The following is a 24,734-nucleotide window of genomic DNA, read 5'->3' as shown; positions in this document are numbered from 1 at the left end:
AAATCTATTGAAAACACTCGACAGAATACCTACGGGAAAAATTGAAAGAGCTAGCAAACTTGTTAAGACCGGTGTAAAAATTGGTGGTAACTATGTTAAGTATTATAGCAAAAAACTAGTTAATTCCGATACCACAAAAGATGAGTTGAACGAGGATAACGCTTCCGATATATATGACGGATTAAAAACGCTCAAGGGAAGCGCATTGAAAGTGGCGCAGATGTTAAGCATGGAAAAAAATCTACTTCCAAATGCTTATGTCGAAAAATTCTCACTTTCACAATTTTCCGTTCCGCCTTTGTCCGCTCCTCTGGTGCGTAAGACTTTTAAAAAATATTTGGGTAACTATCCAGAAGAGGTATATGATACCTTTACCAAGGATTCCATAAATGCCGCTAGTATTGGACAGGTGCACAAAGCTACAAAAGACGGTAAGGATTTGGCCGTAAAAATCCAGTATCCTGGGGTGGCGCAAAGTATTAGTAGTGATCTTGCTTTGGTAAAACCCATTGCCCTAAGAATGTTTAACATTAAAGGAAAAGACTCGGACAAATATTTTAAAGAGGTAGAGGATAAATTGGTGGAAGAGACCAATTATTTATTGGAAATAGCCCAAAGTCAGGAAATCACGCAAGCGTGTCACATAATAGAGAACTTAAAGTTTCCTCAATATTATCCGGAGTTATCCAGTGAAAAAATTATTACCATGGACTGGATGGCCGGGCAACATCTCAGCGAGTTCGCCAAGACGAACTTTTCGCCCGAATTAGGAAATAAACTAGGGCAAACCCTTTGGGATTTTTATATGTTTCAAATTCATGGTCTGCGTAAGGTGCATGCCGATCCGCACCCGGGCAACTTTTTGGTAAACGAGCAAGAAGAACTTATAGCTATTGACTTCGGTTGTATAAAAGAAGTACCGGATTCCTTTTACACCCCGTATTTTGAATTGGCCAAACCGGAGAATATTTCCAATGATGCCGTGTTTACGAAAACACTGTACGATCTGGAAATTTTGATTCCTACGGATAGTCCGGAAGAAATTAAATTCTTTAAAGGCTTGTTTCATGAAATGTTAAGTTTGTTCACCTTACCTTTTCATGCCGAAACCTTTGACTTCGGAAACTCCGAATTTTGGGCAAAAATTGCCGAGCTGGGAGAGCGTTTTTCGGCTGACAAGGAAATCCGTAAAATGAATGGTAACAGGGGTTCTAAACATTTTTTATACATGAACCGAACATTTTTTGGACTGTACAACCTGCTTCATGATCTAAAGGCCAACATAGAGGTAAATAGTTTTAGGGGATATCTAAAGGAATTAGATAAGCTTTCCTTGAAAATGGGATAGGTCGCCAGATCTTCTTTATATTGCAGAACAACTTTAAAGAAAACCATACAGACCAAATTTTAAAGATATGTACAATTCAAAAATAGCAGGTTTAGGTTATTATGTTCCTGAAAACGTGGTGACCAACGATGATTTATCAAAAAAAATGGACACCAATGACGCTTGGATCCAGGAACGTACAGGTATAAAGGAACGGCGCCACGTTGTTAAGGGAGATGGCGATACTACCACAACAATGGGCGTTAAGGCGGCAAGAATTGCGATTGAGCGCGCAGGTATAGATAAGGATGACATCGATTTTATAGTTTTTGCGACCCTAAGTCCGGATTACTACTTTCCAGGCCCAGGGGTTCTGGTACAACGAGATTTAGGAATTAAAACGGTAGGAGCCCTAGATGTACGTAACCAATGTTCCGGGTTCGTTTATGGTATATCGGTTGCAGATCAATATATAAAAAGTGGTATGTACAAGAATGTTTTGGTCATTGGTTCCGAACTACATTCCCATGGTTTGGATATGACCACCAGAGGTAGAGGGGTTTCCGTAATTTTTGGCGATGGAGCCGGTGCCGCTATTTTGAGTAGGGAAGAAGATACGACAAAAGGAATTTTATCTACGCATTTACATTCGGAAGGTCAGCATGCAGAGGAACTTTCATTGATAGCCCCCGGTATGGGCAAAAGATGGGTTACGGACATCATAGAGGATAATGATCCAAATGATGAATCCTATTTTCCTTATATGAACGGACAGTTTGTGTTTAAAAATGCCGTGGTCCGTTTTAGCGAGGTGATTATGGAAGGGCTAAATAAGAATGACTTAAATCCAAGCGATATTGATCTTTTGGTACCGCACCAGGCCAACCTTAGAATATCGCAGTTTATTCAAAAGAAATTTGGCTTGTCGGATGATCAAGTATTCAATAATATAATGAAATACGGGAACACCACCGCTGCATCTATTCCTATTGCCTTGACCGAGGCGTGGGAGTCCGGAAACGTAAATTCTGGGGATTTGGTAGTCTTGGCCGCCTTCGGTAGTGGATTTACCTGGGGAAGTGCTATTATAAAATGGTAATATAAAAACCCTTGGCAACGCCAAGGGTTTTCTAAATTGATATCAACTGCAAAAGAAAACCAACCAATCCTTTTGCAGAAACAAAATCAATTCTAAGGGAATAGACGAGATAAAGTTTCATTTGTTACGCCAAAACTGGGATTTAACAGATGGTTAACGTAGGTTTGAACAGGACTTAAAAAACGAAACCCAAGCAATTGCTTGGGTTTCTACGCTGATAGGCTATACTAAACACTAACCATTAACTATAAATATATAGCGTTATCAACTCTCTTATATGTCTTTTATTCCTGTTTTTAAGACCATTTTCTTCTAAGCGACTACTAAGAGACGAATTTTTTATTGAATAGTTACAGTCAAAATCAAAGTTTAACAACCTAGTAACATTATGAAAAACACACTAGTTTTGGGAGCTTCCTTAAAACCAAATCGTTACAGCAATATTGCCATACACCGCCTAGTAGAAAAAGGAATCCCAACACAGGCATTTGGTCTAAAAAAGGGAACCGTTAATGGAGTGGAAATCCAAACTAGTCTAGATGGAATTCATGAAATCCATACCATAACCCTGTATTTGAACCCTCAAAGACAAGTTGCCTACTATGATGAAATCATTGCCTTAAAACCAGAACGAGTGCTTTTTAATCCCGGAACGGAGAATCCCGAATTTTATGAGTTATTGGAAAATAATGGCATAGCGGTGGAAGTTGCCTGTACCTTGGTACTGCTTAGTACGGGGCAGTATTAGGCAAAAAATAGTTTTGTTATGCAAAAAACAAGCATACATTGATTAAATTAGGATGTTTTAAATTTAAATAACAAAAAGATAAGCCAACCTATAATCGATGTTCCTATGTTTAAGAGAAATTTTCTGACCGTTTTTACCCTAGTGCTCTTTTGTTTTTTTATCGTACCAAATAGTTATACCCAAACCGCAACGATAGATAAGGTTAAAAAAGCTGCATCAGCGATGAAACTACGTGGTATCGGCCCTGCTTTTATGGGTGGACGTATTGCCGATATTGCTATTAGTCCTACCGATTTCAGTACATGGTATATTGCGGTGGGTTCCGGAGGCGTGTGGAAAACAACCAATAGCGGTATAACTTTTAAACCCGTTTTTGATGATCAGGCATCGTATTCTATTGGCTCGGTTACCATTGACCCCAACAATCCGCAAACCGTTTGGGTGGGTACTGGCGAAAATGTAAGTGGCCGTCACGTAGCTTGGGGAGATGGTGTATACAAAAGTGATAATGGTGGAGCTTCTTGGGAGTCTATGGGATTGAAAACATCCGAACATATCGGAAAAATTTTAATCGATCCAAGAAATAGTGATGTTGTTTTTGTAGCCGCCGAGGGGCCTTTATGGTCTTCTGGCGGGGAGCGTGGTCTGTACAGAAGTGAAGATGGTGGGAAAAGTTGGGCATTGGTTTTAGAGATCGATGAAAATACGGGTGTAACCGATGTGGAATTTGACCCCAGTAATCCAGAGGTGCTGTATGCGGCTGCCTATCAAAGACGCAGGCAAACTTGGTCGTTCTTGGCTGGTGGGCCTAAATCGGGCATCTATAAATCGATAGATAATGGCCTAAGCTGGAAAAAAGTGACCATGGGTTTGCCCAAAGGTGATGTGGGAAAAATTGGTTTGGCGGTTACCCCTGCCGATCCCAACCGAGTGTATGCTACTATTGAGGCCAATGACGATGAAAAAGGTTTTTATAGATCTATGGACAAGGGCGAAAGTTGGGAAAAACGAAACAGCTATATTTCTGGCGGAACAGGGCCACATTATTATCAAGAAATAGAGGCGTCACCCACAACTGCCGAGCTAGTGTACCAGATGGATGTTTTTTATCGGGTTTCTCGCGATGGTGGTAAAACCTTTAAAATCTTAGGTAACGGTCGCGAAAAGCATAGTGACAATCATGCCTTATGGATAGACCCAAATAACGGGAAGCATCTCTTGTCCGGTACCGATGGTGGCCTTTACGAGTCTTTTGATGAAGGGACAACATGGCGTCACTTTCCCAACCTGCCTATTTCACAGTTTTATAAAGTTGGGGTAGACAATGCCGAGCCCTTTTACAATATCGTAGGTGGTGCCCAGGATCTTGGTACTTTAATAGGGCCATCGCGTACCACCAATGTAGAGGGTGTTCGCAATCAGGATTGGTATGTGCCTTTGGGTGCGGATGGTTATGAATCTGTTTTTGATCCAGAGGACCCCAATACGGTCTACATGGAAATTCAGCAGGGACTGTTGCATCGTTTGGACAGACGAACGGAGGAGGTCTTGAACATTCAGCCCCAGCCCGCACCAGGTGATGCTCCGGAACGATGGAATTGGGACAGCCCTTTGATCATTAGTCCGCATAACCATAAACGATTGTATTTTGGTTCACAACGACTTTGGCGAAGCGATGATCGCGGAAATTCCTGGACCGCCATAAGTCCGGATTTAACGACCAATACAAACAGGTACGAACTGGAGACCTTGGGCCGCGTATGGAGTATAGACGCGTTGTATGATACAGGCGCAATGTCCAAATACGCCACGTTGACAGGTATATCGGAATCCCCTTTGGCAGAAGGACTTTTGTATACCGCATCTGATGACGGTATGGTGCAGGTGAGTGAAGACGCTGGGGCAAACTGGAGGAGAAGTGCCGCCCTCCCCAAGGTGCCAATACGGTCTTTTATCAATGATGTAGAGGCATCCAGCCATAACGAAAATACGGTCTTCGCGGTTGCCGATGCTCATAAATTTGGGGATTACAGTCCGTATGTTTTTATGAGCGCCGATCGTGGCCGTTCATGGAAATCCATTGCAGGCGATTTGCCGGCAGGAACCATTGTGTGGGTGATCAAACAAGACCCGGTCGATGAAAATCTATTGTTCGCGGGTACGGAGTACGGCATATACTTTTCCCCGAACAAAGGGGTCAACTGGATCAAATTGGGAGCCGGAGCGCCAACCATTGCATTTCGTGATCTGGAACTGCACCCTAGGGACAACGACCTGATCGGAGCTACCTTTGGCAGGGGTTTTTATATTCTGGACGATTATACCCCGCTAAGGAACATAGCAAACACTATGGAAAATAAATCGTCCGTTCTATTTCCGGTTAGGGATACGTGGTGGTATGTACCTAGTGTGCCCATGCAGGCCAAAGGAATGCCGGGGCAGGGAACAACGAGTTTTGCGACGGAAAATCCACCTTTTGGAGCTATGTTCACCTATTATATAGAAGCACTTCCAGAAACAATGGAAGAAAAACGAAAGGCTATCGAAAAGAAGTCTAGGGAGAATAATGCCAATATTCCCTTTCCGGGCTGGGAACGTCTAAAAGAAGAATCACTTGAAGAAAAATCCGAGACTTTGTTGTTGGTCAGCGATAAAAACAACACGCCTATCCGCTGGATCAAAGGGGAAACCAAAGCAGGTGTTCACCGTACCCATTGGGATTTAAAGCTGTCCCCGCCCGATGCTATCGATTTAAGTACGCCCGACTTTGTTCCGCCATGGGCCGGAGACGCCGAAGGGCCCTTAGCGGCACCGGGTACCTACAGCGTAAGCTTATACCTGCTCCAAAACGGCACTTTAGAGCAAGTAGGTGCGCCACAGCAATTTAAATTGAAACCCACGCCAAATAGTCCATCCGATATCAATTTTGAAGAAGTGGCCAAGTTTCAGGAACGAACCAATGCCTTGTTGAAGGACATGTACGGCGCCAGTTCCAAAATTGGGGAGGTAGCCGATCGTATACGACACATGAAGGCGGCCCTACTGGAAACCCCAAAGGCAAATACAGCATTGTTTGCAGGGCTCAAAACCTTGGAAACCAAACTAGCGGAACTTAGGGAGCGACTTTACGGACACCCGATTAAAAATAAATTCAACGAAGCAACGGCACCATCTATCATGTCCAGAGCTGGCTCGGTAGCGTACGGACATTGGGGCACCCGCCAAATGCCCACGGAAACACAACAAGAGAACATACGGATCGCTGAAACGGATTTCAAAACCTTTAAAACGGATATGAAGGCATACATGACGGAATTGATGCAGTACGAGGCCAAGTTACAAGCTGCAGGAGCGCCTTATACGCCGGGGAGAGTGTTGGAGTAGATTATGGCTGAGTTTACCAAACCCCTCGATTGAATCACAAGCGCAACGGACAATACGAACACCAACGACGACTTTGAATATGATATTAACGGCAATATGATCTTTGATAGAAATAAAGCTATGTACCTTACGGCCGACAGCTCTGCGATAAGATATAACCACTTGAATCTGCCAGTTAATATAAATGTAAGTGGCTCACAGGCTAGTAGAAACATAACATACGTATGCGATGCTAGGGGTGTTAAGCTTTGTAAAGTGGTCGTGGGTTCTGCAAACGGAACTACCGAGTATACCGGCAACTATATCTATGAGAAGCCACAGGGTGGCATCCCCGTACTTCAGTTCTTCAGCACACCGGAGGGATATGCATTCCCGAAAGACGCAAACGATTATACACAGGGGTTCGATTATGTGTACCAGTACAAGGACCACCTCGGAAATGTAAGGTTGAGTTATACCGAAGACCCGAGCAATCCCGGGGAACCGACCGTCATCGAGGAGAACAACTACCATCCCTTCGGACTGAAACATAAAGGGTACAACAACGGCGGCGACAACTCCCTTGGAAACGACCTAGCACAGAAATGGAAGTTCGGGGGCAAGGAACTAGACGAAAGCCTTGGTCTGGAGACCTACGACTTCGGCGCAAGGAACTATGACCCTGCTATCGGTAGATGGATGAATATTGACCCGTTGGCAGAGGATATGAGAAGGCATAGCCCACACAACTATGCATTTAGTAATCCAATTAATTTTATAGATCCCGATGGGATGAAACCATTTTGGATAAATAATGGCGATGGAACATATACAGCTGAAGCCGGAGATAGCGCAGCAACACTAGCTGAAGATGCTGGTATTTCTATGGATAGAGCTAATGAAATTGTTGAAGGTCAACTAGGAAAAAATTATATTGGCGAGGATGGTGGCCTGAAGTCTAATGTTGAAGTTGGTGATGTTGTTGATATTCCTGAATCGGACGTCTTAAGCGATCAAAAGTTTAATGAGACTTTTTTAAGTGGTCGAAATACAACCGAAAATACACAAGTTGAAGTTGCTGATTTAAATGAAGATGGCAAGTTAGATGCTGGTATTATCGATGGAGATACAACAAGATTTTCCTTTGGAGGTGATGTTGACTTGTTTAGCAAAACAGTTGATAAAGGAATCCAGAGTGGGCTAAAAAAAGGGTTAGATGCAGTAATCAAAAAAATACTAAAGGTTGGAAGGAGTAGTAGTTACTTTTCTCCAATGGAGGGAAATAAATTTGAAGATGGCCTAGTAGAAAGAAGAAGATTAGGCTTGCCTGGAAATGCAAGTCAGAGAGAAGTGGATAGTGCGAAAATCGTCAAATTTATGATGACAAAAAGGATTAATTCTACTGAAATACTCAAAGACTAAGTTTCAATTATTAAAGAATCATTCTATAAAGACTTCTGGTATATCAATAATGAAATTAATAATAATATGGTTGCTGTTAGCAACCATATTATACGTTACCAGTTTAATAGCGGTTAATCACTACGATTGGAGTATTTTTATTATGATATTGGCTTACCTTATACTGATACTATATTCTAATGATTTTGATTTAAAACGTATAGTAACTAATTTATTGACAATAGATGGGTATGAAAGAAGCATACTTCTTTTACCATTGATTGTAATCTCTTTATACGGGTTAATTTATTCAGCGCAAATTTTACTAAGTATCTTCTTGTATGGGGATACTTTTTCAATAAACTTAAAGATGTATATCGGTAATTTTAAAGTTGGGCTTTTATCCGTTTTCATATTTCCTTTTATTGAGGAACTACTTTTTAGAAAAAGTATATTAAAAGGGTTAATGAATTTATATTCTTTTAGGAAAAGCTTGATTTTATCTTCTTTAGTTTTTGCGCTCACACATTATTTTACAGATACAAGCTTGCTTGCTGTATTTTTGGCAGGGCTGATATTTGGTTTTGTTTATAATTTTTATAATAGTTTTATTTTAGTGTTTCTTACCCATGCACTTTATAATGCTTTAGTATTTTTTATTACCCCTAAGGTTAATGAAAATTTGTATGCATTGGACTTAACATTAGTTTATAAAACTATTGTTCCAGCGATGGTTTTATGCTTTTTAATTTTGACAATTAGTTTATATTTTACGTTTACTTCAAAAAGGGAAAAGTGAAACAGACAAAAAAGGTAAGTGATAAGGAATCTTCAGAAGGGAATGATAAAAAGAAAAGTTGGGTTAAGGTTATTCTTGACTTCTTTTACTATTTTTTTGGAAGCTAATCTATACTAATAATTTTTTAGAGAACCCCGCTCCCGCCATTTTGTAACTGGTGGCTTACCGAGTAAGAAATACTGAAAATGACCACGGCAGCAATGTCGTGGTTTTTTCATTCCCTTTTTTTGTCGAAGAACGCTCTAAAGGACTTGGTGTTCTCCTGCACGGCATCGGCATCGACGACGAGCTTTCCCTTTTCGGGCAATAAAATGGCACGTATCCTTTGCTGGATATCCCCATCTAGATTACACACCAAGGTAAACGGTTTTTTTGGCGACCTTTTAAAATCCCTGTGTTTCAACAGTTTTTTGATATGGGAGATAATGGTATCCCCGTCAATAGAAAGGGAAGTACCAAGATCGATGACATATTCCGAATAGGCATCCATCGCATTGAAGAAATAGGCCGTACCCTGTTGGGTCTGCACCGGCACAAAGAAAAAATAGATGATCTCCTTGGGTCTGGTGGCCACCTTCATAAATATGCCTTTTTGGCCTTGGTATCCCTTAGTACGGTATCGATAAGGCGGAAGAGCATCCCTTGTGTCTCCCCCGCTTCCGCTAGTTTGTAACTAGTGGCGTACAGAGTAAGTAGGGTATGAGTAAGGCATACATAACAGAATAGGAACCAAGGCTACCGCCAGTTTGTAACTGGTGGCCACAACCGTAAGCAGGTGAATTGTTAGCCTAAAAAACCAATATCGTCTATTTTCAAAACGGTATGGTCATCGGCATAGTTCCTTGCGCTGCTGTATTTCCATTCCGTTGGTTCGGTTACAAAACCAGCTTGGACTGGATTATTGTGAATATACTCCAATTTTTGTTTTATAACCGTTGTGTTCCAAAGTTCAATAGGTTTGTTATGGTGCTGCCAAAATTGATACTTGGACACATTGCCCTTTTTCTTACCTGCCCTCTCGAACATCCAAAGCAACCATTCTTTTCTGCTTTCCTGTGGGTTTTCTTCAATGGTTTTGAGTAATTGTTTGGAGGTGTGCTTTTTGAAATCGCGCAAAACGCCCGAAGGGTCCTCGTTGACCGACCGAAAAATAAAATGAACATGACTGGGCATGAAACAATAGGCATATACCTCCATGCCTTTTTCTTTTCTGCAATGGTCCAAGCTTTCTGCCAACACCATATAGTAGTCTTGCCTTGTAAATACATCTATCCAATATACCGTTGCAAAAGAAACAAAATAAGCACCGTCCCTGTTATGGAATTTGTAGTTTCTGCTCATTTTCTAAAAATACAAAAAGGCACAATGTTAAATCACGGTTTTTTTTGAATCGCTATATTTTGCTTACTCGGTACGCCACTAGTCACAGACTAGCGGGAGCGGAGACATATTAAATTGAAAATTTTACTTCCTCCTAATGAACCTCCTCGCTAGCGCGAGCGTCACGCTCGTGCCGTAACGCGTAAGCAAACCACTTCAATTACATTACTTCCTCCTAATCAACCACAATCCAATAAAAGTCAACAAGCCATTTAGGGGAAGCAGTTCATAACCAACTTCATAACCCCCTAAGGTTTCCGCCGGTAGTTTTCCTAGGATGACAATAATGGTCAACGAGGCCAAGGCCACGATCCATACATATTTATCCTTTACTTGATGTTTGGTAAATATACCAAAGGAGAAGAGTCCCAATAAGGGCCCATAGGTGTAGGAAGCCACCGTGAGGAGTCCGTCTATCACGTTTCGGTCCAGAATATATTTAAAGGAAATAACAACCAGTATCAGTAAAACGCTCATCCCGATATGGGTGCGTTGCCGTATACTTTTGGCTTCTTTTTCGGATTTCTTTTCGGTGTTCAAAAAATCGACGCAAAAAGAAGTGGTCAAAGAGGTTAAGGCGCTATCTGCACTGCTATACGCAGCTGCGATAAGGCCAAGCATAAAGGTGATGGCCACGGTCATGCCCAAGCCACTGTTCAGTGCTATTTCAGGGAAGAGAAGGTCGGTTTTGGGTTGCCCGTCCATTAGGGGAATTGCAATCTGATACTTTTCGGCATAAATGAACAATAGCGCACCCAAAAGCATAAAGACAAAGGTGACGGCCACCAGCACCACGCTAAAGGACACCATGTTCTTCTGGGCATCCTTTAGATTTCTACAGGTAAGGTTCTTTTGCATCATATCCTGATCTAGCCCTGTCATACAAATGGTTACGAACATACCGCCCAGGAAAGATTTCAGTAAATGGTTTTTAGCGAACAGGTCATCGGTAAAAATGGTTTTGCTAAAACCGGATAGCTCGTCAGATGCAAGGAAGTCGGAGAAAGTCCACTCTAGGTTGTTCAATATAAAATAAATGGATAATCCCACGGAAACCAGCATAAATAGTGTTTGCAAGGTATCGGTCCACACAATGGTTTTTATGCCACCTTTAAACGTGTAGATCCATATCAGTAAAATAGAAAGTACTACCGTAATCTCATAAGGTACGTTCCACGCATCGAACACAAATTGTTGTAATACGATAGCTACTAAAAACAAGCGAAACGCGGCTCCCAGCACCCGAGAGACAAAAAAGGAAACGGCACCTACTTTGTAGCTTACAAATCCAAAACGGTCGTCCAAAAATTGATAGATAGAGGTCACGTTTTGTTTGTAGTAGATGGGCAACAGCACATAAGCGGTAACTAGATAACCAACCAGATAACCAAAGACCACTTGCAAGTAGCTAAATTGCGAACTATCTACCCAGCCAGGAACCGAAATAAAGGTAACGCCCGAAAGCGATGCGCCCACCATGCCAAAGGCGACCAAATACCAGGGCGACTGTTTACCGGCCTTAAAAAAATCCTCGTTGGAATCGTTCTTTCCCGTAAAATAGGAGATGAGCAACAGCAGGGCGAAGTAGCCGCCTATAAGCAAGAGGATATGTAGGGAGGTCATTTGAAATTATTTTAAGGCAAAGTACAAAAAGTAAAAATAGTGCGTAATTTTACCCGAAACTTAAATGCATGGAGTTTTCTTCTAAATTATTGGAAAATGCGGTCTACGAAATGTCGCAATTACCGGGTATCGGTAAACGCACGGCCCTACGTTTGGTATTGCATTTGTTAAAACAGTCCGAACGGCAAACCGAGCAATTATCCAGCGCACTTACAGTATTGCGGAGTACGGTACGCTTCTGCACTAATTGCCATAATATTTCGGATACGGAACTATGCGAAATCTGTGCAAACCCAAAAAGAGATGGAACTCTAGTATGTGTGGTTGAGGATATCCGCGATGTTATGGCCATAGAAAATACGGGTCAGTATAGGGGCAAGTACCATGTTCTGGGCGGAAAAATCTCGCCCATGGAAGGCATCGGACCCCAAGATTTAACCATTGCCTCCTTGGTCAACAAAGTGAAGCAGGGCGAAATAAACGAGCTTATATTTGCGTTAAGCTCTACTATGGAAGGAGATACTACCAATTTTTATATTTTTAAGCAGATAGAAGGCTTGGAAGTACGTACCTCTACCATTGCAAGGGGCATTGCCGTTGGGGATGAACTGGAATATGCAGATGAGGTTACGCTGGGCAGGAGTATCTTGAACAGGGTGCCTTTTGAAGGTTCCTTAAGAACCAATTAACGTTGATTATCCTGATGTAAAACGACAAAATAGCCTTAAATTTTATTATTTTTGCAAAAAATACGAACAAAAGCACTTATAAATTATCGATATGTCAAAATTTGAATTGAAGCTACCACGAATGGGAGAAAGTGTTGCAGAGGCAACATTGACGTCTTGGTTGAAGGAAGTAGGGGATACGATTGAAATGGACGAAGCTATTTTTGAAATAGCGACCGACAAGGTAGATAGTGAGGTGCCAAGTGAGGTAGATGGTGTGTTGGTTGAAAAGTGTTTTGAAGTTGATGCAGTCATTAAGGTAGGGGAGACCGTTGCTATCATAGAAATTAGCGGTGAGCAGTCCGAAACTGCGGCCAGTATGGAAGAAACTTTGGAGGAAAACCCTGCCGAGGCGGAGGAAATGGTGGCCGCCGCGGAGAAGGCCTTGTCAAATGCGCAGGATATGGTGAGTACACCTACCCCGGATTACAGTAGTTCCGAACGTTTTTATTCTCCACTGGTAAAGAACATTGCCAAGCAAGAAGGAGTTTCTTTTGATGAGTTGGAAGCTATTACGGGAACGGGAAAGGACGGTCGCGTAACCAAGACCGATATTTTGGCCTATGTAGGCAATAAAGGTACGGCATCCAGTCCTGCGGTAGCATCCTCGCAACCTAAAGTAGAGGAGAAACAAGAGGTAGCTCCGGTGGTCGAAAAAACGGTAGAAATACCCATGGAAACCAAGGAAAAACCAGCGCAAGCTCCCGTAAAGGTTGCCCAAGGAGATGAGGTAATCCAGATGACCCGTATGGGTAAACTGGTTTCCAAGCACATGACCGATAGTTTGGCGACATCGGCACATGTACAGAGTTTTATAGAGGTCGACGTGACCAATATTGTCAATTGGCGGGCAAAAATGAAATCGGCCTTTGAGAAGCAAGAAGGGGAGAAACTTACGTTTACACCTATTTTTATGGAAGCCATTGCCAAAGCCTTGAAGAAATATCCAATGATGAATATTTCGGTAAGCGGCGATTCGGTCATCAAGAAAAAGAACATCAATATCGGAATGGCGGCCGCCCTACCGGACGGCAACCTTATTGTGCCCGTTATTAAAAATGCCGACCAGTTGAATTTGGTGGGTATGGCAAAAGTGGTGAACGATCTGGCCAACCGTTCTAGAAACAACGCCTTAAAACCGGATGAGGTCCAAGATGGTACATATACGGTAACTAACGTGGGTACTTTTGGAAGTGTATTTGGCACCCCGATCATCAATCAGCCACAAGTAGGTATCATGGCGCTTGGTGCCATTCGTAAGATGCCCTCCGTTATAGAAACAAACGAGGGCGATTTTATCGGTATCAGAAGTAAAATGTATTTGTCTCACAGCTATGACCACAGAGTAGTGAACGGAGCGCTGGGAAGTATGTTCGCAAAAGCGGTGGCCGATTATTTAGAAGCTTGGGACGTGAATCGCGAGATTTGATGTTTGACCAGTGTCCGAAGTTGTTGAGCTAATAAGTTTCTGGATAGCGTTCGTAATCGTTTATATTCAGGGTTAATTTTGTACGTAATCTTGAGTATGACCATACCTGTTTCTCTAAAATTTGGGGCAACCCTCGTTTTCTTTTTAGTTTTATCCTTTACTATAAATGGCCAACGACCGCCGGTTCCCGTCAATAAAGAAGCCCTGAAGTTATTTGTGGAGTGTAACTGCGAACGGCGGTATATTCAACAGGAAATAAAATTCGTGAGCCATGTCCGTGACCAGGCTTTGGCCAACATTCAGTTGTTCATTTACGACGTAGCCAATGGTTCCGGCGGTAGAACGTATGTGCTTGATTTTAAAGGCACGCGGGATTATGAGGGAATTACGGGTGATGCGTCTTACGAGACCGATCCCAACATGACCTCCGATGAAATTAGGATAGGCTTGGTAAAACAGATCAAGGCAGGTCTTTTGCGCTATGTAATACAATCAGATCTGGCGGACAAAGTCAATTATACCATAGATAACGAAGGGGCCGAGGAACTGCAGGACATCGATTTTGAGGACCCTTGGAACAACTGGATTTTTGAAGTGTATGGCGAAGCGCGACTGGACAAGGAAACGAGTAGGAAGGAGTTTGAATATGAATTTGGATTTGAAAGCGATCGCGTAACGGAAAAATGGCGAATTCGGGCAGATGGGGAGCTAAACGAATCCAGAAGCGAATTTGAACGAAGCGATGAGGTGTTTGTCAGTGAACGTATTCGATATTCTATAGATGCTAGTGTGGTTCGGAGTCTATCGGATCACTGGTCGGCCGGACTTTTTGGTGGTGCCCGTCACAATACGTTTACTAATTTGGATTTTTCAACATACGTAAATCCCGCAATCGAGTACAATATTTTTCCTTATAACGAAGTACTGCGAAGAGAAATCGTGTTTGCCTATCGCATCGGATATTTTTATAATAATTACATAGACACCACTATTTTTGAGCAGGAAGCGGAGGGAATTTTTAACCATTCCCTGGATATTCAATTGAACTATCGCCAGCCCTGGGGCAATATTTACACCCGTTTGCGTGGTTCTGCATTTTTAAATGATTTTAGAAAAAATAGGATACAGTTGTTCGGTAGATTGGCCATTCGGGTTTTTAAAGGATTAGCGGTAACCTTCAGGGGGGATTTTGAGGTCATACGAGATCAGATAGGGCTTCCTGCCGGAGATGCATCCCTAGAGGATGTACTCCTTCAACAAAAGCAGATAGCTACAGATTTTGAACTAGGTTTTAGGGTAGGCTTGCGATATACATTTGGTTCTACCTATAACAATATAATCAATCTTAGATTGTAAGGTCAAGGGTCAAAAACAAACTATTTCGGCCAAGAAAAGTATGATTAAACCTATCTTTGTAAAAAGTCCCGTATACATGGAATTAAAACTTACAAGACCTATTTGCTTTTTTGACCTTGAAACTACCGGTACCAATGTGGCCAAGGACCGCATTGTGGAGATTGCCATTCTAAAGGTGTTTCCAAACGGAAACAAAGAGAGTAAAACATGGCTCGTAAATCCAGAAATGACGATTCCGGATGAGGTAATTGCCATTCACGGTATCTCTAACGAAAAAGTGGCCAACGAGCCAACCTTTAAAGAACTTTCCAAGGAAATCTATAAGATGATAAAGGATGCCGATTTGGGCGGATTTAATTCCGATCGGTTCGATATTCCTTTGCTGGCAGAGGAACTTTTGCGCGTAGGTATCGATTTTGATATGAAAAATACGGTTTCGGTAGATGTTCAAACGATTTTTCATAAAATGGAGAAACGTACCCTGGAGGCCGCTTACAAATTCTATTGTGATAAGGATTTGACGGATGCACATAGCGCCGCCGCGGATACCAATGCTACCTACGAGGTCTTGCTCTCGCAATTGGACCGCTATCCGGAGTTGGAAAATAACATTAAGAAATTATCCGAATTTTCAAGGAGAAAGCAATCCGTAGATTTTGCAGGTTTTATTGCGATGGACGAAGATGGGGAGGAGATTTTTTCCTTTGGAAAGCACAAGGGAAAGAAAGTGCACGATGTTCTGGAAAAGGAGCCAGGTTATTTTGGTTGGATGCTCAATGCCGATTTTCCGTTGTACACTAAAAAAATACTGACACAAATAAAGTTGAGTAAATTAAATACCAAACTTGGTTAGATGAGACTATGCTGTATGCTGTTGTTTGTTGCCGTTATGGGCAATGCACAAAGTGTTTTTTTTGAAGGGCATGTTGTTGATAGTAAAACCGGGAATCCTATTCCCTACGCCAACCTTAGTTTTTTAAACTCCCTAAAAGGTACTTCAAGCGACGAAGATGGGCACTTTTACTTAGAAATTCCAGAGCGCTTCCTCGATAAAAAAGTGCATATTTCCTCTCTAGGGTACAAGGATACCATAGCACTGGGCAGTGCCGTGCAGTTGGGTAAGAAAGTACGAATGATCGAGGAGACTTATGCTTTGGATGAGGTAGTGGTGGCACAAAGCCTTGGTGATAGTCAGGTGATGAACCCGATTAGTTCCTATAGCATAAAAAGTGGTTTTTCTTCTGCCGCCACACCTTGGGTTTTGGCTTTGTATTTTCCCAATATCGGTGCAGCCAAAAAATATCTGGAAACAATTACCGTATTTGTAAGAAAGGAGGCCAAATTTAAGCGCGAATTCTCTAAATTTAGATTACGGATCTACGATGTAGACCCTAAAACCAAAAAGCCAAGCCGTGACCTGGTGCAAAAAAGTATTGTTCTGGAATCCGATATAAACAAAGAATTTGTTAGCATAGACCTAGCTGAAATGGGTATTAAAATACCACGCGAAGGTATTTATATTGGTCTGGAATGGTTGTTTCTGCCGTCCAATTGGTATGTGAACGCTTACCAGCATCCGCTGACGAATAAACCAGTTTCCGAAGACCGGTTTGCACCTACCTTTGCAGCTGTATACCAGAAAAATCAAAACTTTAGGACGATGGTTTACGGGTTGGGCGAATGGTCGGATTTTGCTATAAAATCTCCAGGAAACGGGGAGAGCCTTGTCCCCGCAATAAGTATTAAAGTATCAAAGAATAAGTAGGAGACCTATGAAAATTATATGTATCGGAAGAAATTACACGGATCATATTACCGAGCTTAAAAATGAAAGGCCTACGGAACCCGTAGTCTTTATAAAACCGGATTCTGCCGTTTTGCCAAAGGAACAGGATTTTTATATCCCGGATTTTTCGGATGACATTCACTATGAAGTAGAAGTGCTGGTGAAAATAAAAAAAGTAGGAAAGCACATAGACGAATCTTTTGCACACACTTATTATGATGAAATTGGTTTGGGAATCGATTTTACGGCCAGGGATGTACAAGCCCAATTGAAGGCAAAGGGTTTGCCGTGGGAAAAGGCCAAAGGTTTTGATGGTGCCGCCGTAATTGGGGCATGGGTGTCAAAAACAGCCTTTAAGGATTTGAACGACCTTAATTTTGAGCTCAAAAAGAACAATGAGGTGGTACAATCCGGCAATACTGGCCTTATGCTTTGGAAGATTGATGAGCTCATTGCCTATGTGTCTACCTTTTTCATGTTAAAAAAAGGAGATGTTATTTTTACGGGGACACCTGCCGGGGTTGGGAAAGTAACGGCAAATGACTACCTTTCCGGAAGCTTGGAACGTAAGGAACTTTTTAACCTAAGAATAAAGTAATGATTTACAGTCTGGATAAGATCAATGAAATGGCCGAAGGAGATCAGGATTTTATAAATTCCGTAGTGGCCGTTTTTCTCGAAGAAGTTCCAGTTGATCTACTGGCCTTGGAAAAGGCTTTGGAAGAAAACAATTACCAAAAGGTGTATCAGCTGGCGCACAAAATTAAACCTAATGTAGATTTGTTGGGTATGGAGCAGACCCGTGCTGCGGCTTTGGAGATGGAGACACTTGGGAAAAGTGAATCCAATATGGAAGAAATTAAACGGATTTTTCCTTCGTTAAAGAACGATATAGACCAAGTTGTTTCCGAATTACAAAATGACTTTGACTGCTAATGACCGCAGAAATTATTACCATCGGTGATGAGATACTTATAGGTCAGATTATAGATACAAATTCCGCCTATATTGCTAAGGAGCTTAATAAAATCGGTATTTCGGTCTACCAGATAACCTCCGTTCAAGATGAGAGCGCGCATATTCTCGCTGCTTTGGCCGAGGCAAAGTCAAAAGTCGATATTGTTATAGTTACAGGAGGTCTAGGCCCTACAAAAGACGATATTACCAAGCATACCTTTTGTACTTTTTTTAATGATGTGCTGGTAGAGGACAAAAAGGTATTGGAACATGTAGAGTTCCTTTTTGCCAAACATATTTCAACCCCTATTTCCGATGTAAATAGAATGCAGGCGCTTTTGCCAAGCAAGGCAACCGTATTGCACAACGCCCATGGTACAGCTCCTGGCATGTGGATCCATGAGGACGATACTACCTTTATATCCCTACCGGGCGTTCCGTTTGAAATGAAAAATCTGATGAAGGCCGAAGTATTGCCCAAATTAACCACGTTTTACAAACGACCCTACATTATTCACAGGACGATAGTTACCTATGGTTTGGGCGAAAGTGCCATTGCACAGAAGATCGAAACCTGGGAAGACGAACTGCCTTCCTTTGTGAGATTGGCCTACTTGCCCAACTTAGGTAAGGTAAGGTTGCGACTTACCGCAAAAGGTCCCGATTATGACGTTTTGCTCCGGGCCATAGAAAACGAGCATAAGAAATTACTTCCGCTGTTGGGCGATATTGTATACGGCTTAGAAGATGAGGAAACCATTGAGGAAGTGGTGGCGAAATTATTGGTTGTAAAGGGATGCACCCTTTCAACGGCAGAGAGCTGCACGGGAGGCAAGATAGCCGCTATACTTACCTCTATGCCAGGTGCATCCGCTTATTTTAAAGGTAGTGTGGTTAGTTATGCGACCGAAACAAAGAGTAAAGTACTTCAGGTACCAACAAACCTTATAGAGAAACATTCGGTGGTGAGTAAGGAGGTAGCAAAAGCCATGGCTACTGGCGTGCAACAACTTATGAAAACGGATTTTGCCATAGCCACAACAGGTAACGCCGGCCCAACCAAAGGCGATTCGGACGCCGAGGTGGGAACGGTCTGTATTGCAGTAGCCACCCCAAAGGATGTTTTTGTAGAGAAATTTCAGATGGGAACACACAGGGAACGCATAGTGCAAAAGGCTGTAAATAAGGCCTTTGAACTGCTGCAAAAAGAAATTATAAAAATGTGAAGTAGAATGTTGGCAGTAAGATAAAAATGATATAAATTTGCACCCTGTTTAAAAGAAAAATTCGACACAATGTCTAAAGTTTGTGAGATTACCGGAAAGAGAGCAATGTTCGGAAATAACGTTTCCTTCTCTATCAATAAGACCAGAAGAAGATTCGATGTAAATCTATCCAAAAAGAGATTTTATATTCCGGAAGAAGACCGTTGGGTAACTTTAAAAGTCTCGGCAAGAGCTTTAAAAAGTATCAATAAAAAAGGCATTTCAGCAGTGTTGAAAGAGGCAAAAGCTAAAGGATTGGTAAAATAATCCCGAAAATATAGATTACGATGGCAAAAAAAGGCAATAGGATACAGGTAATATTGGAATGTACCGAGCATAAAGAATCGGGGCAACCTGGTACTTCTAGGTATATAACGACCAAGAACAAGAAGAATACTCCGGAAAGGATGGAAATTAAAAAATTCAATCCTATCCTAAAGAGAATGACAGTTCACAAAGAAATTAAATAAGGTTCCGTTTTAACGGAAACGACAACAAAATAAAGAGTCATGGCAAAGAAGACCGTAGCAAGTTTACAGACAAGTTCCAAAAGATTGACCAAAGCCATCAAAATGGTAAAATCACCAAAATCCGGTGCTTACGTTTTTGTTGAGTCGGTTATGGCACCAGAAATGGTAGATGCTTGGATTGCAAAAAAGTAATACAACTTTATTATAACGTTATTAAGCCTCTTTCTTACGAAAGGGGCTTTTTAATTTTTATATTTGAGTAACTATTTAGATACCAAAAATGAGTTTATTTAAAAAGATATTTTCTTCACAGAAGAAGGAAAGTTTGGATAAAGGACTGGAAAAGACCAAAACAAGCTTCTTTTCCAAGTTGGGAAAAGCGGTTGCCGGAAAATCCAAGGTAGACGACGATGTACTGGATAATCTGGAGGAAGTACTGGTTTCCTCGGACGTTGGCGTGGACACCACCCTAAAGATTATTGAACGCATAGAAGCCAGAGTGGCCAAGGACAAGTATATGGGTACCGATGAATTGAACGGAATACTGCGGGAGGAAATAGCCGGACTTTTATCCGAAACCCATACCGGGGATGCTACGGAAATTCAAGTTCCTAAGGATAAAAAGCCTTATGTAATTATGGTTGTAGGGGTGAATGGTGCCGGGAAAACAACGACCATTGGAAAGTTGGCCCATCAATTTAAAAAACAAGGTCATAACGTGGTGCTAGGTGCTGCGGATACGTTTAGGGCGGCTGCGATAGACCAATTACAGGTATGGGCGGACCGTGTTGGAGTGCCCATCGTTAAACAGCAAATGGGCAGCGATCCGGCTTCGGTGGCGTTTGATACCCTTAGTTCTGCCGTAACCCAAGATGCAGATGTCGTAATCATAGATACCGCCGGGCGTTTACATAATAAGATAAATTTAATGAACGAGCTCACCAAAGTAAAACGGGTGATGCAAAAAGTGGTAGAGGGTACACCGCATGAGGTACTTTTGGTATTGGACGGTTCTACAGGACAGAATGCATTTGAACAGGCCAAGCAGTTTACCAAGGCTACGGAGGTAACCGCCCTGGCGGTGACAAAACTGGACGGCACCGCAAAAGGTGGCGTTGTCATAGGGATTTCGGACCAATTTCAGATTCCGGTAAAATATATTGGGGTAGGAGAGGGTATAGAAGATTTACAGGTATTCAATAAATACGAATTTGTGGATTCCTTCTTTAAAATGAATTCTTGAAACGCTTTTTTTGTATAGTTTTTCTATGTGCCGCATCTACCTCATGGGCGCAATTGGAGCATCCTAAAGCCAGTCCTTTTGCCTCAATAGAACAAAAAGTAGGGCTATCCAAAATCAGTATCGAATATTCCAGACCTTCTGCCAAAGGAAGGCATATTTTTGGTACTGATAACCTAGGACTGCCGGGCGTGGTTCCTTATGGCCGTATATGGCGGGTTGGTGCCAATGAATCTACCAAAATCACCTTTGATACCGATGTAATCGTTAATAGGAGTAGATTGCTTAAAGGTACCTACGCGCTGTATGCCTTTCCCGCCGCTACCGAATGGGAAATCGTTTTTCATGCCAATACCGCACACTGGGGAGACGGGAGGGAGCGGTACGATCCTTCCGAAGATGTGTTAAGAGTTACCGTTACCCCTGAAAAAGTGCTAAGTTATCAAGAGAATTTTATGATTTCTTTCGATGCAATTACCCATGATTCCGCAGAAATGGTCTTGCAATGGGCAAATACGAGAATAACCGTTCCTGTAGCTTTCAACACTCCGGAGCTAATGGAAGCACGGATACGGCAAAAACTTCAAGATAGCACTACCGCACAGACCTACTACGAAATTGCACGGTACTACCAGGAACAGGGTGTAAAAACCGCGATAGCCTTGGACTACGTAAACAAAGCACTGGATTTAGGTGGGGAGACCTATTATTTTTATCGGGTAAAATCGGAGTTACAGGCCGCACTTGGTTTGTACCGGCAAGCGGTGCTATCCGCGACAACTTCTCAAAAGATTTCGCAATCTTTAGGAAAGGATGAGTTTGTTCGTTTGAATCAAAGGAACATAAGGAATTGGAAAAAGTTGTATGGTGCTAATACGGATTAAAAATGAAAAAAGTTCTACTGCTACTTATAGTAATAGGAGTCACATCCTGTAAACAGCATACTTCGGAAACTACGGAGGCCCCGCGTATTTGGGAGCCTTATGATGATACGAAGGATATAGAAGCAAATGCAGACCATGAAAAGGAACGCATGCGGTACAAGCTTATTCAATCCAAAGTATTGGACAAAAACGATGTTTTTCTACCGCTCTATGATGAGGTTTCCGAAATGACCGATGCAGCTTACATAGCCTTAAAACCATTGGTATTGGAAAAGAACATTCTTTCCCTTCAAAATAGTATTAAGAAAGGGTTGTTGACCTATGAGAAACTAGTGTTGTTTTACCTGTATCGCATCTACAAGTACGAACTGGATAATAAAACAACCTTGAATACCGTCATTACGTTGAATGAAAAGGTGCTGCAAGAAGCCCGAAGCTTGGATGAAAAGATGCGCAAAGGCACCCATCCCAACGGTCATCATCCCATATACGGCATGCCTATTTTATTGAAAGATAATATCAATACCGCTGGAATGAAAACGACGGCTGGTAGTATAGCCTTGATGGATAATGATGTAGACGACGCCTTTATCGTAAAACGGCTGAAAGAAAACGGGGCTTTGATCCTTGGGAAGGTCAACCTAAGCGAATGGGCCTATTTTCTTTGCTCTGGCTGTCCGGTGGGGTATAGTGCCGTTGGTGGCCAGACCATGAATCCGTACGGGCGTGGACAGTTTGAAACGGGTGGTTCCAGCTCGGGAAGTGGTACGGCGGTTGCCGCCAACTACGCGGTTGCGGCGGTTGGAACCGAAACCTCTGGCTCTATCTTGTCACCAAGTAGCCAGAATTCCGTTGTGGGTTTAAAACCCACGGTGGGCTTGTTAAGTCGCTCCGGAATCGTACCTATTTCCAGTACCCTGGATACGCCAGGTCCCATGACTAAAAATACAATCGATAACGCCATTTTGTTATCGGCCATGACGGGGCATGATGAATTGGATAGCGCATCCATTCAAGAGGAGTTTCCCGGGATTGGCACTGCCGGACTGCATCCTACCGATCTTAAGGAAATGCGACTCGGGGCTTTTTCTTCTTTGCTGGAAGGTGATACTATCTACAGTGCCACCGTAGCGCAGTTAAAGAGTTTTGGGGTCCAGGTTATCGAGTTTACACCTCCGGAGACTTCCATGGACGGGTTTTTAAGCATTTTGAATATTGATATGCGAAACGATTTGCCCAACTATCTAAAAAACCATACAAAAACCGATACTATAAAGATCAAGGATATTGCGGATGTTGTTGCATTTAATTCAGCCGATTCACTGGTAAGAATCCCCTACGGACAGGCACTTTTTCACGGTATTTTAGCTGATACCACAAGTGCGGAAGGCTTGGAGAAAATCAAGGTAAATTTACAAGCGAATGGGCGTAGTTTTTTTGATGCCGCACTGGATACCCTTGAGTTGGATGCCGTACTATCCATAAACAACTACCATGCAGGATATGCCGCGGTAGCAAAATATCCGGCGCTTACCGTTCCCATGGGCTATAAAAATTCTGGGGAACCGATCAGTCTCACCTTTATTGCAAAACCATTTAACGAGACGAAATTATTACAAATGGGAGCCGCTTTTGAGAATGCGTTTCCAAAACGAGAAAGTCCTAAAGGATACGAATAACTAGAGGAGCACCTGTTTTGAAAACAATTAGTTGATTACATTATTAATAAATCCCCATAATTCATCATCAAAGCTAGAGGGGCCAAGGGTGGCTATTCCCGTTTCTTCTCCCATTCTAACGATCACTAAGTCCTGACCGGGGACAAGGTACAGTTTTTGGTCGTTCTTGCCTAGGCCTGCATACAGGTCATCTGGAGCGCTTGGTATTAGTTTTCTGTTAAAAACAACTTGGGATTTCGGAACCATGGCACTTTCCTTCCCGTTCAACCACCATAGGTAGCCGTAGGACTTGTTCAATTCTTGGGAGCTGTTTTTCATTTCTTCCATAAAATCGGCATCTCCCAAAATTGTAGTGTCCTCCCAAACACCGTCATGTAGATTTAAAAGCCCGAAACGTGCCATGCTGCGGGCGTTGCTCCAATACACGTTATTGGAACCGTTAGTGGAAAGCCACTGCCCGGTCATTCCTATCCGGTTCCTTAATTTAGTGTTGTAGTAACTTTCAAAATCCGTATTGGTGGCGTTGGCAATGACATCTTGCAGAAGGGTATATGGTGCATTATGATAGCCCCAGCGTGTTCCGGCATCGGCTATATACACAAGGCAGTCCGGTGTTTTGCAATCACCTCGGGTATCGTCCAGACCGGTAGTCATGGTCAACTGGTGTCGAACAAGGATCAAATCTTCTTTTTCTTTTGGAATGGATGTCCAACCGTCACCCAAATACGTTGATGTTTTAGCTGTTACTTGTAAAAAGCCCTCTTCTTTGGCGATACCGGTGGTAAACGCCGTTAATGTCTTTCCCGCCGAAGCCCAGTACCAAGGCGTGTCTTTTGTGAAATCTTGCCCATACCATTCTACGGCTATTCTTCCGTTTTTTAAAATTAGAAAAGCCTTGGTGTCCTTGGATGCTACATAATCAAGTAAAGGCTGTAGCGCTTCCTCGTTCCAGCCCAATTCGGTTACAGAGACGGTTTCCCAGTCGTCCGATCCAATGGGCGGATAATAGGCCGATGTCATATCCGGTGTGTTTTCTTCCGTGTTTTCTGAGTCGGTAGAACAACCCATAGCAGCGACTGCTGCCGCCAAAACAAGTAAAATAAGGTTAGATTTCATAACTGTCAATTTTATGTTGGATACCTATTTGCCCTTATGGTTTAACGTAAAAATCAAAGAAATCTTGTGAAATAGGTGGCGTTC

24 protein-coding genes are annotated in these 24,734 nt (G+C 42.4%); 20 read left to right on the top strand and 4 right to left on the bottom strand.

Translation table 11 applies throughout. The features are described 5' to 3' along the window. Window positions 1-7 precede the first annotated feature (7 nt). The 6 genes from ACFQZJ_RS11300 to ACFQZJ_RS11275 all read left to right on the top strand — a co-directional run bounded on the left by ACFQZJ_RS11300 (window position 8) and on the right by ACFQZJ_RS11275 (window position 8,737). Window positions 8-1,348, top strand: a complete 1,341-nt coding sequence (locus tag ACFQZJ_RS11300; protein WP_379934613.1) for an ABC1 kinase family protein — start codon at window positions 8-10, stop codon at window positions 1,346-1,348. Window positions 1,349-1,415: 67 nt separating this feature from the next. Next, the gene (locus tag ACFQZJ_RS11295; RefSeq protein ID WP_379934612.1) at window positions 1,416-2,426 is read left to right on the top strand and encodes a 3-oxoacyl-ACP synthase III family protein; all 1,011 of its coding nucleotides are present in this window, start codon (window positions 1,416-1,418) and stop codon (window positions 2,424-2,426) included. A gap of 388 nt (window positions 2,427-2,814) precedes the next feature. Beyond that, on the top strand, window positions 2,815-3,174 hold the full coding sequence (locus ACFQZJ_RS11290; RefSeq protein WP_379934611.1) for a CoA-binding protein: 360 nt from the start codon (window positions 2,815-2,817) through the stop codon (window positions 3,172-3,174). A gap of 105 nt (window positions 3,175-3,279) precedes the next feature. After that, a complete protein-coding gene (locus tag ACFQZJ_RS11285) occupies window positions 3,280-6,558 on the top strand; it encodes a WD40/YVTN/BNR-like repeat-containing protein (protein ID WP_379934610.1) in 3,279 nt (1,092 codons plus the stop codon). 96 nt (window positions 6,559-6,654) lie between these two features. Beyond that, window positions 6,655-7,959 (top strand): RHS repeat domain-containing protein, encoded by a 1,305-nt coding sequence (locus tag ACFQZJ_RS11280; RefSeq protein WP_379934609.1) that lies wholly within the window; start codon window positions 6,655-6,657, stop codon window positions 7,957-7,959. A gap of 49 nt (window positions 7,960-8,008) precedes the next feature. After that, complete coding sequence (locus tag ACFQZJ_RS11275) at window positions 8,009-8,737, top strand: CPBP family intramembrane glutamic endopeptidase (RefSeq protein WP_379934607.1); 729 nt, start codon at window positions 8,009-8,011, stop codon at window positions 8,735-8,737. A gap of 214 nt (window positions 8,738-8,951) precedes the next feature. Here ACFQZJ_RS11275 and ACFQZJ_RS11270 read toward each other — a convergent pair whose 3' ends face one another. The 3 genes from ACFQZJ_RS11270 to ACFQZJ_RS11260 all read right to left on the bottom strand — a co-directional run bounded on the left by ACFQZJ_RS11270 (window position 8,952) and on the right by ACFQZJ_RS11260 (window position 11,740). Beyond that, a complete protein-coding gene (locus tag ACFQZJ_RS11270) occupies window positions 8,952-9,317 on the bottom strand; it encodes a hypothetical protein (RefSeq protein ID WP_379934606.1) in 366 nt (121 codons plus the stop codon). A 203-nt stretch (window positions 9,318-9,520) separates the two neighbouring features. Next, the gene (locus tag ACFQZJ_RS11265) at window positions 9,521-10,078 is read right to left on the bottom strand and encodes an REP-associated tyrosine transposase (protein WP_379934604.1); all 558 of its coding nucleotides are present in this window, start codon (window positions 10,076-10,078) and stop codon (window positions 9,521-9,523) included. Window positions 10,079-10,282: 204 nt separating this feature from the next. Further along, complete coding sequence (locus ACFQZJ_RS11260) at window positions 10,283-11,740, bottom strand: sodium:solute symporter (RefSeq protein ID WP_379934603.1); 1,458 nt, start codon at window positions 11,738-11,740, stop codon at window positions 10,283-10,285. Window positions 11,741-11,808: 68 nt separating this feature from the next. Between ACFQZJ_RS11260 and recR the strand changes: the two genes are divergently transcribed. The 14 genes from recR (at window position 11,809) to ACFQZJ_RS11190 (ending at window position 23,534) form a co-directional block, all read left to right on the top strand. After that, the gene (recR, locus tag ACFQZJ_RS11255; protein ID WP_379934601.1) at window positions 11,809-12,429 is read left to right on the top strand and encodes a recombination mediator RecR; all 621 of its coding nucleotides are present in this window, start codon (window positions 11,809-11,811) and stop codon (window positions 12,427-12,429) included. A 91-nt stretch (window positions 12,430-12,520) separates the two neighbouring features. Beyond that, window positions 12,521-13,897 (top strand): dihydrolipoamide acetyltransferase family protein, encoded by a 1,377-nt coding sequence (locus tag ACFQZJ_RS11250; protein ID WP_379934599.1) that lies wholly within the window; start codon window positions 12,521-12,523, stop codon window positions 13,895-13,897. Window positions 13,898-13,993: 96 nt separating this feature from the next. Beyond that, the gene (locus ACFQZJ_RS11245; RefSeq protein WP_379934598.1) at window positions 13,994-15,253 is read left to right on the top strand and encodes a hypothetical protein; all 1,260 of its coding nucleotides are present in this window, start codon (window positions 13,994-13,996) and stop codon (window positions 15,251-15,253) included. Window positions 15,254-15,329: 76 nt separating this feature from the next. Continuing rightward, window positions 15,330-16,106, top strand: coding sequence for a 3'-5' exonuclease (locus ACFQZJ_RS11240; RefSeq protein WP_379934597.1), 777 nt, complete (start codon window positions 15,330-15,332; stop codon window positions 16,104-16,106). Further along, window positions 16,107-17,018 carry a carboxypeptidase-like regulatory domain-containing protein gene (locus ACFQZJ_RS11235; RefSeq protein WP_379934596.1) on the top strand — a complete coding sequence of 304 codons (912 nt, stop codon included), beginning with the start codon at window positions 16,107-16,109 and terminating at the stop codon, window positions 17,016-17,018. 7 nt (window positions 17,019-17,025) lie between these two features. Beyond that, window positions 17,026-17,637 (top strand): fumarylacetoacetate hydrolase family protein, encoded by a 612-nt coding sequence (locus tag ACFQZJ_RS11230; RefSeq protein ID WP_379934595.1) that lies wholly within the window; start codon window positions 17,026-17,028, stop codon window positions 17,635-17,637. Beyond that, the gene (locus tag ACFQZJ_RS11225) at window positions 17,637-17,975 is read left to right on the top strand and encodes an Hpt domain-containing protein (RefSeq protein ID WP_379934594.1); all 339 of its coding nucleotides are present in this window, start codon (window positions 17,637-17,639) and stop codon (window positions 17,973-17,975) included. The genes ACFQZJ_RS11230 and ACFQZJ_RS11225 overlap by 1 nt, the downstream gene beginning before the upstream one ends. Further along, the gene (locus tag ACFQZJ_RS11220) at window positions 17,975-19,222 is read left to right on the top strand and encodes a competence/damage-inducible protein A (protein WP_379934593.1); all 1,248 of its coding nucleotides are present in this window, start codon (window positions 17,975-17,977) and stop codon (window positions 19,220-19,222) included. Before ACFQZJ_RS11225 ends, ACFQZJ_RS11220 begins: the two co-directional genes overlap by 1 nt. A gap of 69 nt (window positions 19,223-19,291) precedes the next feature. Further along, a complete protein-coding gene (gene rpmB / locus ACFQZJ_RS11215; RefSeq protein ID WP_379934592.1) occupies window positions 19,292-19,528 on the top strand; it encodes a 50S ribosomal protein L28 in 237 nt (78 codons plus the stop codon). Window positions 19,529-19,548: 20 nt separating this feature from the next. After that, window positions 19,549-19,731 carry a 50S ribosomal protein L33 gene (gene rpmG / locus ACFQZJ_RS11210; RefSeq protein ID WP_099574372.1) on the top strand — a complete coding sequence of 61 codons (183 nt, stop codon included), beginning with the start codon at window positions 19,549-19,551 and terminating at the stop codon, window positions 19,729-19,731. 39 nt (window positions 19,732-19,770) lie between these two features. Continuing rightward, window positions 19,771-19,923, top strand: a complete 153-nt coding sequence (locus ACFQZJ_RS11205; RefSeq protein WP_379934591.1) for a DUF4295 domain-containing protein — start codon at window positions 19,771-19,773, stop codon at window positions 19,921-19,923. 88 nt (window positions 19,924-20,011) lie between these two features. After that, window positions 20,012-20,974, top strand: a complete 963-nt coding sequence (gene ftsY, locus ACFQZJ_RS11200) for a signal recognition particle-docking protein FtsY (protein ID WP_379934590.1) — start codon at window positions 20,012-20,014, stop codon at window positions 20,972-20,974. Then, entirely contained in the window at window positions 20,971-21,855 is an 885-nt protein-coding gene (locus ACFQZJ_RS11195) for a DUF2911 domain-containing protein (protein ID WP_379934589.1), read from the top strand. Before ftsY ends, ACFQZJ_RS11195 begins: the two co-directional genes overlap by 4 nt. 2 nt (window positions 21,856-21,857) lie before the next feature. After that, window positions 21,858-23,534, top strand: coding sequence for an amidase family protein (locus ACFQZJ_RS11190; protein WP_379934587.1), 1,677 nt, complete (start codon window positions 21,858-21,860; stop codon window positions 23,532-23,534). A gap of 27 nt (window positions 23,535-23,561) precedes the next feature. On the opposite strand, the gene ACFQZJ_RS11185 is transcribed toward ACFQZJ_RS11190, so the two are convergent. Continuing rightward, a complete protein-coding gene (locus ACFQZJ_RS11185) occupies window positions 23,562-24,650 on the bottom strand; it encodes a serine hydrolase domain-containing protein (protein ID WP_379934586.1) in 1,089 nt (362 codons plus the stop codon). Window positions 24,651-24,734 lie beyond the last annotated feature (84 nt).

Source organism: Maribacter chungangensis, assembly GCF_042676845.1.
GTDB classification, from domain to species: domain Bacteria; phylum Bacteroidota; class Bacteroidia; order Flavobacteriales; family Flavobacteriaceae; genus Maribacter; species Maribacter chungangensis.
The sequence above is the reverse complement of the archived record's forward strand: the minus strand, read 5'-3'. Positions and strand labels throughout refer to the sequence as shown.

Coding starts and splice junctions, on each gene's coding strand:
- ACFQZJ_RS11275 (WP_379934607.1), top strand. CDS start 8,009: ATGAAATTAATAATAATATGGTTGCTGTTAGCAACCATATTATACGTT.
- ACFQZJ_RS11245 (WP_379934598.1), top strand. CDS start 13,994: ATGACCATACCTGTTTCTCTAAAATTTGGGGCAACCCTCGTTTTCTTT.
- ACFQZJ_RS11280 (WP_379934609.1), top strand. CDS start 6,655: ATGATCTTTGATAGAAATAAAGCTATGTACCTTACGGCCGACAGCTCT.
- ACFQZJ_RS11265 (WP_379934604.1), bottom strand. CDS start 10,078: ATGAGCAGAAACTACAAATTCCATAACAGGGACGGTGCTTATTTTGTT.
- rpmB (WP_379934592.1), top strand. CDS start 19,292: ATGTCTAAAGTTTGTGAGATTACCGGAAAGAGAGCAATGTTCGGAAAT.
- ACFQZJ_RS11230 (WP_379934595.1), top strand. CDS start 17,026: ATGAAAATTATATGTATCGGAAGAAATTACACGGATCATATTACCGAG.
- recR (WP_379934601.1), top strand. CDS start 11,809: ATGGAGTTTTCTTCTAAATTATTGGAAAATGCGGTCTACGAAATGTCG.
- rpmG (WP_099574372.1), top strand. CDS start 19,549: ATGGCAAAAAAAGGCAATAGGATACAGGTAATATTGGAATGTACCGAG.
- ftsY (WP_379934590.1), top strand. CDS start 20,012: ATGAGTTTATTTAAAAAGATATTTTCTTCACAGAAGAAGGAAAGTTTG.
- ACFQZJ_RS11225 (WP_379934594.1), top strand. CDS start 17,637: ATGATTTACAGTCTGGATAAGATCAATGAAATGGCCGAAGGAGATCAG.
- ACFQZJ_RS11270 (WP_379934606.1), bottom strand. CDS start 9,317: ATGAAGGTGGCCACCAGACCCAAGGAGATCATCTATTTTTTCTTTGTG.
- ACFQZJ_RS11220 (WP_379934593.1), top strand. CDS start 17,975: ATGACCGCAGAAATTATTACCATCGGTGATGAGATACTTATAGGTCAG.
- ACFQZJ_RS11285 (WP_379934610.1), top strand. CDS start 3,280: ATGTTTAAGAGAAATTTTCTGACCGTTTTTACCCTAGTGCTCTTTTGT.
- ACFQZJ_RS11235 (WP_379934596.1), top strand. CDS start 16,107: ATGAGACTATGCTGTATGCTGTTGTTTGTTGCCGTTATGGGCAATGCA.
- ACFQZJ_RS11290 (WP_379934611.1), top strand. CDS start 2,815: ATGAAAAACACACTAGTTTTGGGAGCTTCCTTAAAACCAAATCGTTAC.
- ACFQZJ_RS11190 (WP_379934587.1), top strand. CDS start 21,858: ATGAAAAAAGTTCTACTGCTACTTATAGTAATAGGAGTCACATCCTGT.
- ACFQZJ_RS11295 (WP_379934612.1), top strand. CDS start 1,416: ATGTACAATTCAAAAATAGCAGGTTTAGGTTATTATGTTCCTGAAAAC.
- ACFQZJ_RS11205 (WP_379934591.1), top strand. CDS start 19,771: ATGGCAAAGAAGACCGTAGCAAGTTTACAGACAAGTTCCAAAAGATTG.
- ACFQZJ_RS11185 (WP_379934586.1), bottom strand. CDS start 24,650: ATGAAATCTAACCTTATTTTACTTGTTTTGGCGGCAGCAGTCGCTGCT.
- ACFQZJ_RS11260 (WP_379934603.1), bottom strand. CDS start 11,740: ATGACCTCCCTACATATCCTCTTGCTTATAGGCGGCTACTTCGCCCTG.
- ACFQZJ_RS11250 (WP_379934599.1), top strand. CDS start 12,521: ATGTCAAAATTTGAATTGAAGCTACCACGAATGGGAGAAAGTGTTGCA.
- ACFQZJ_RS11240 (WP_379934597.1), top strand. CDS start 15,330: ATGGAATTAAAACTTACAAGACCTATTTGCTTTTTTGACCTTGAAACT.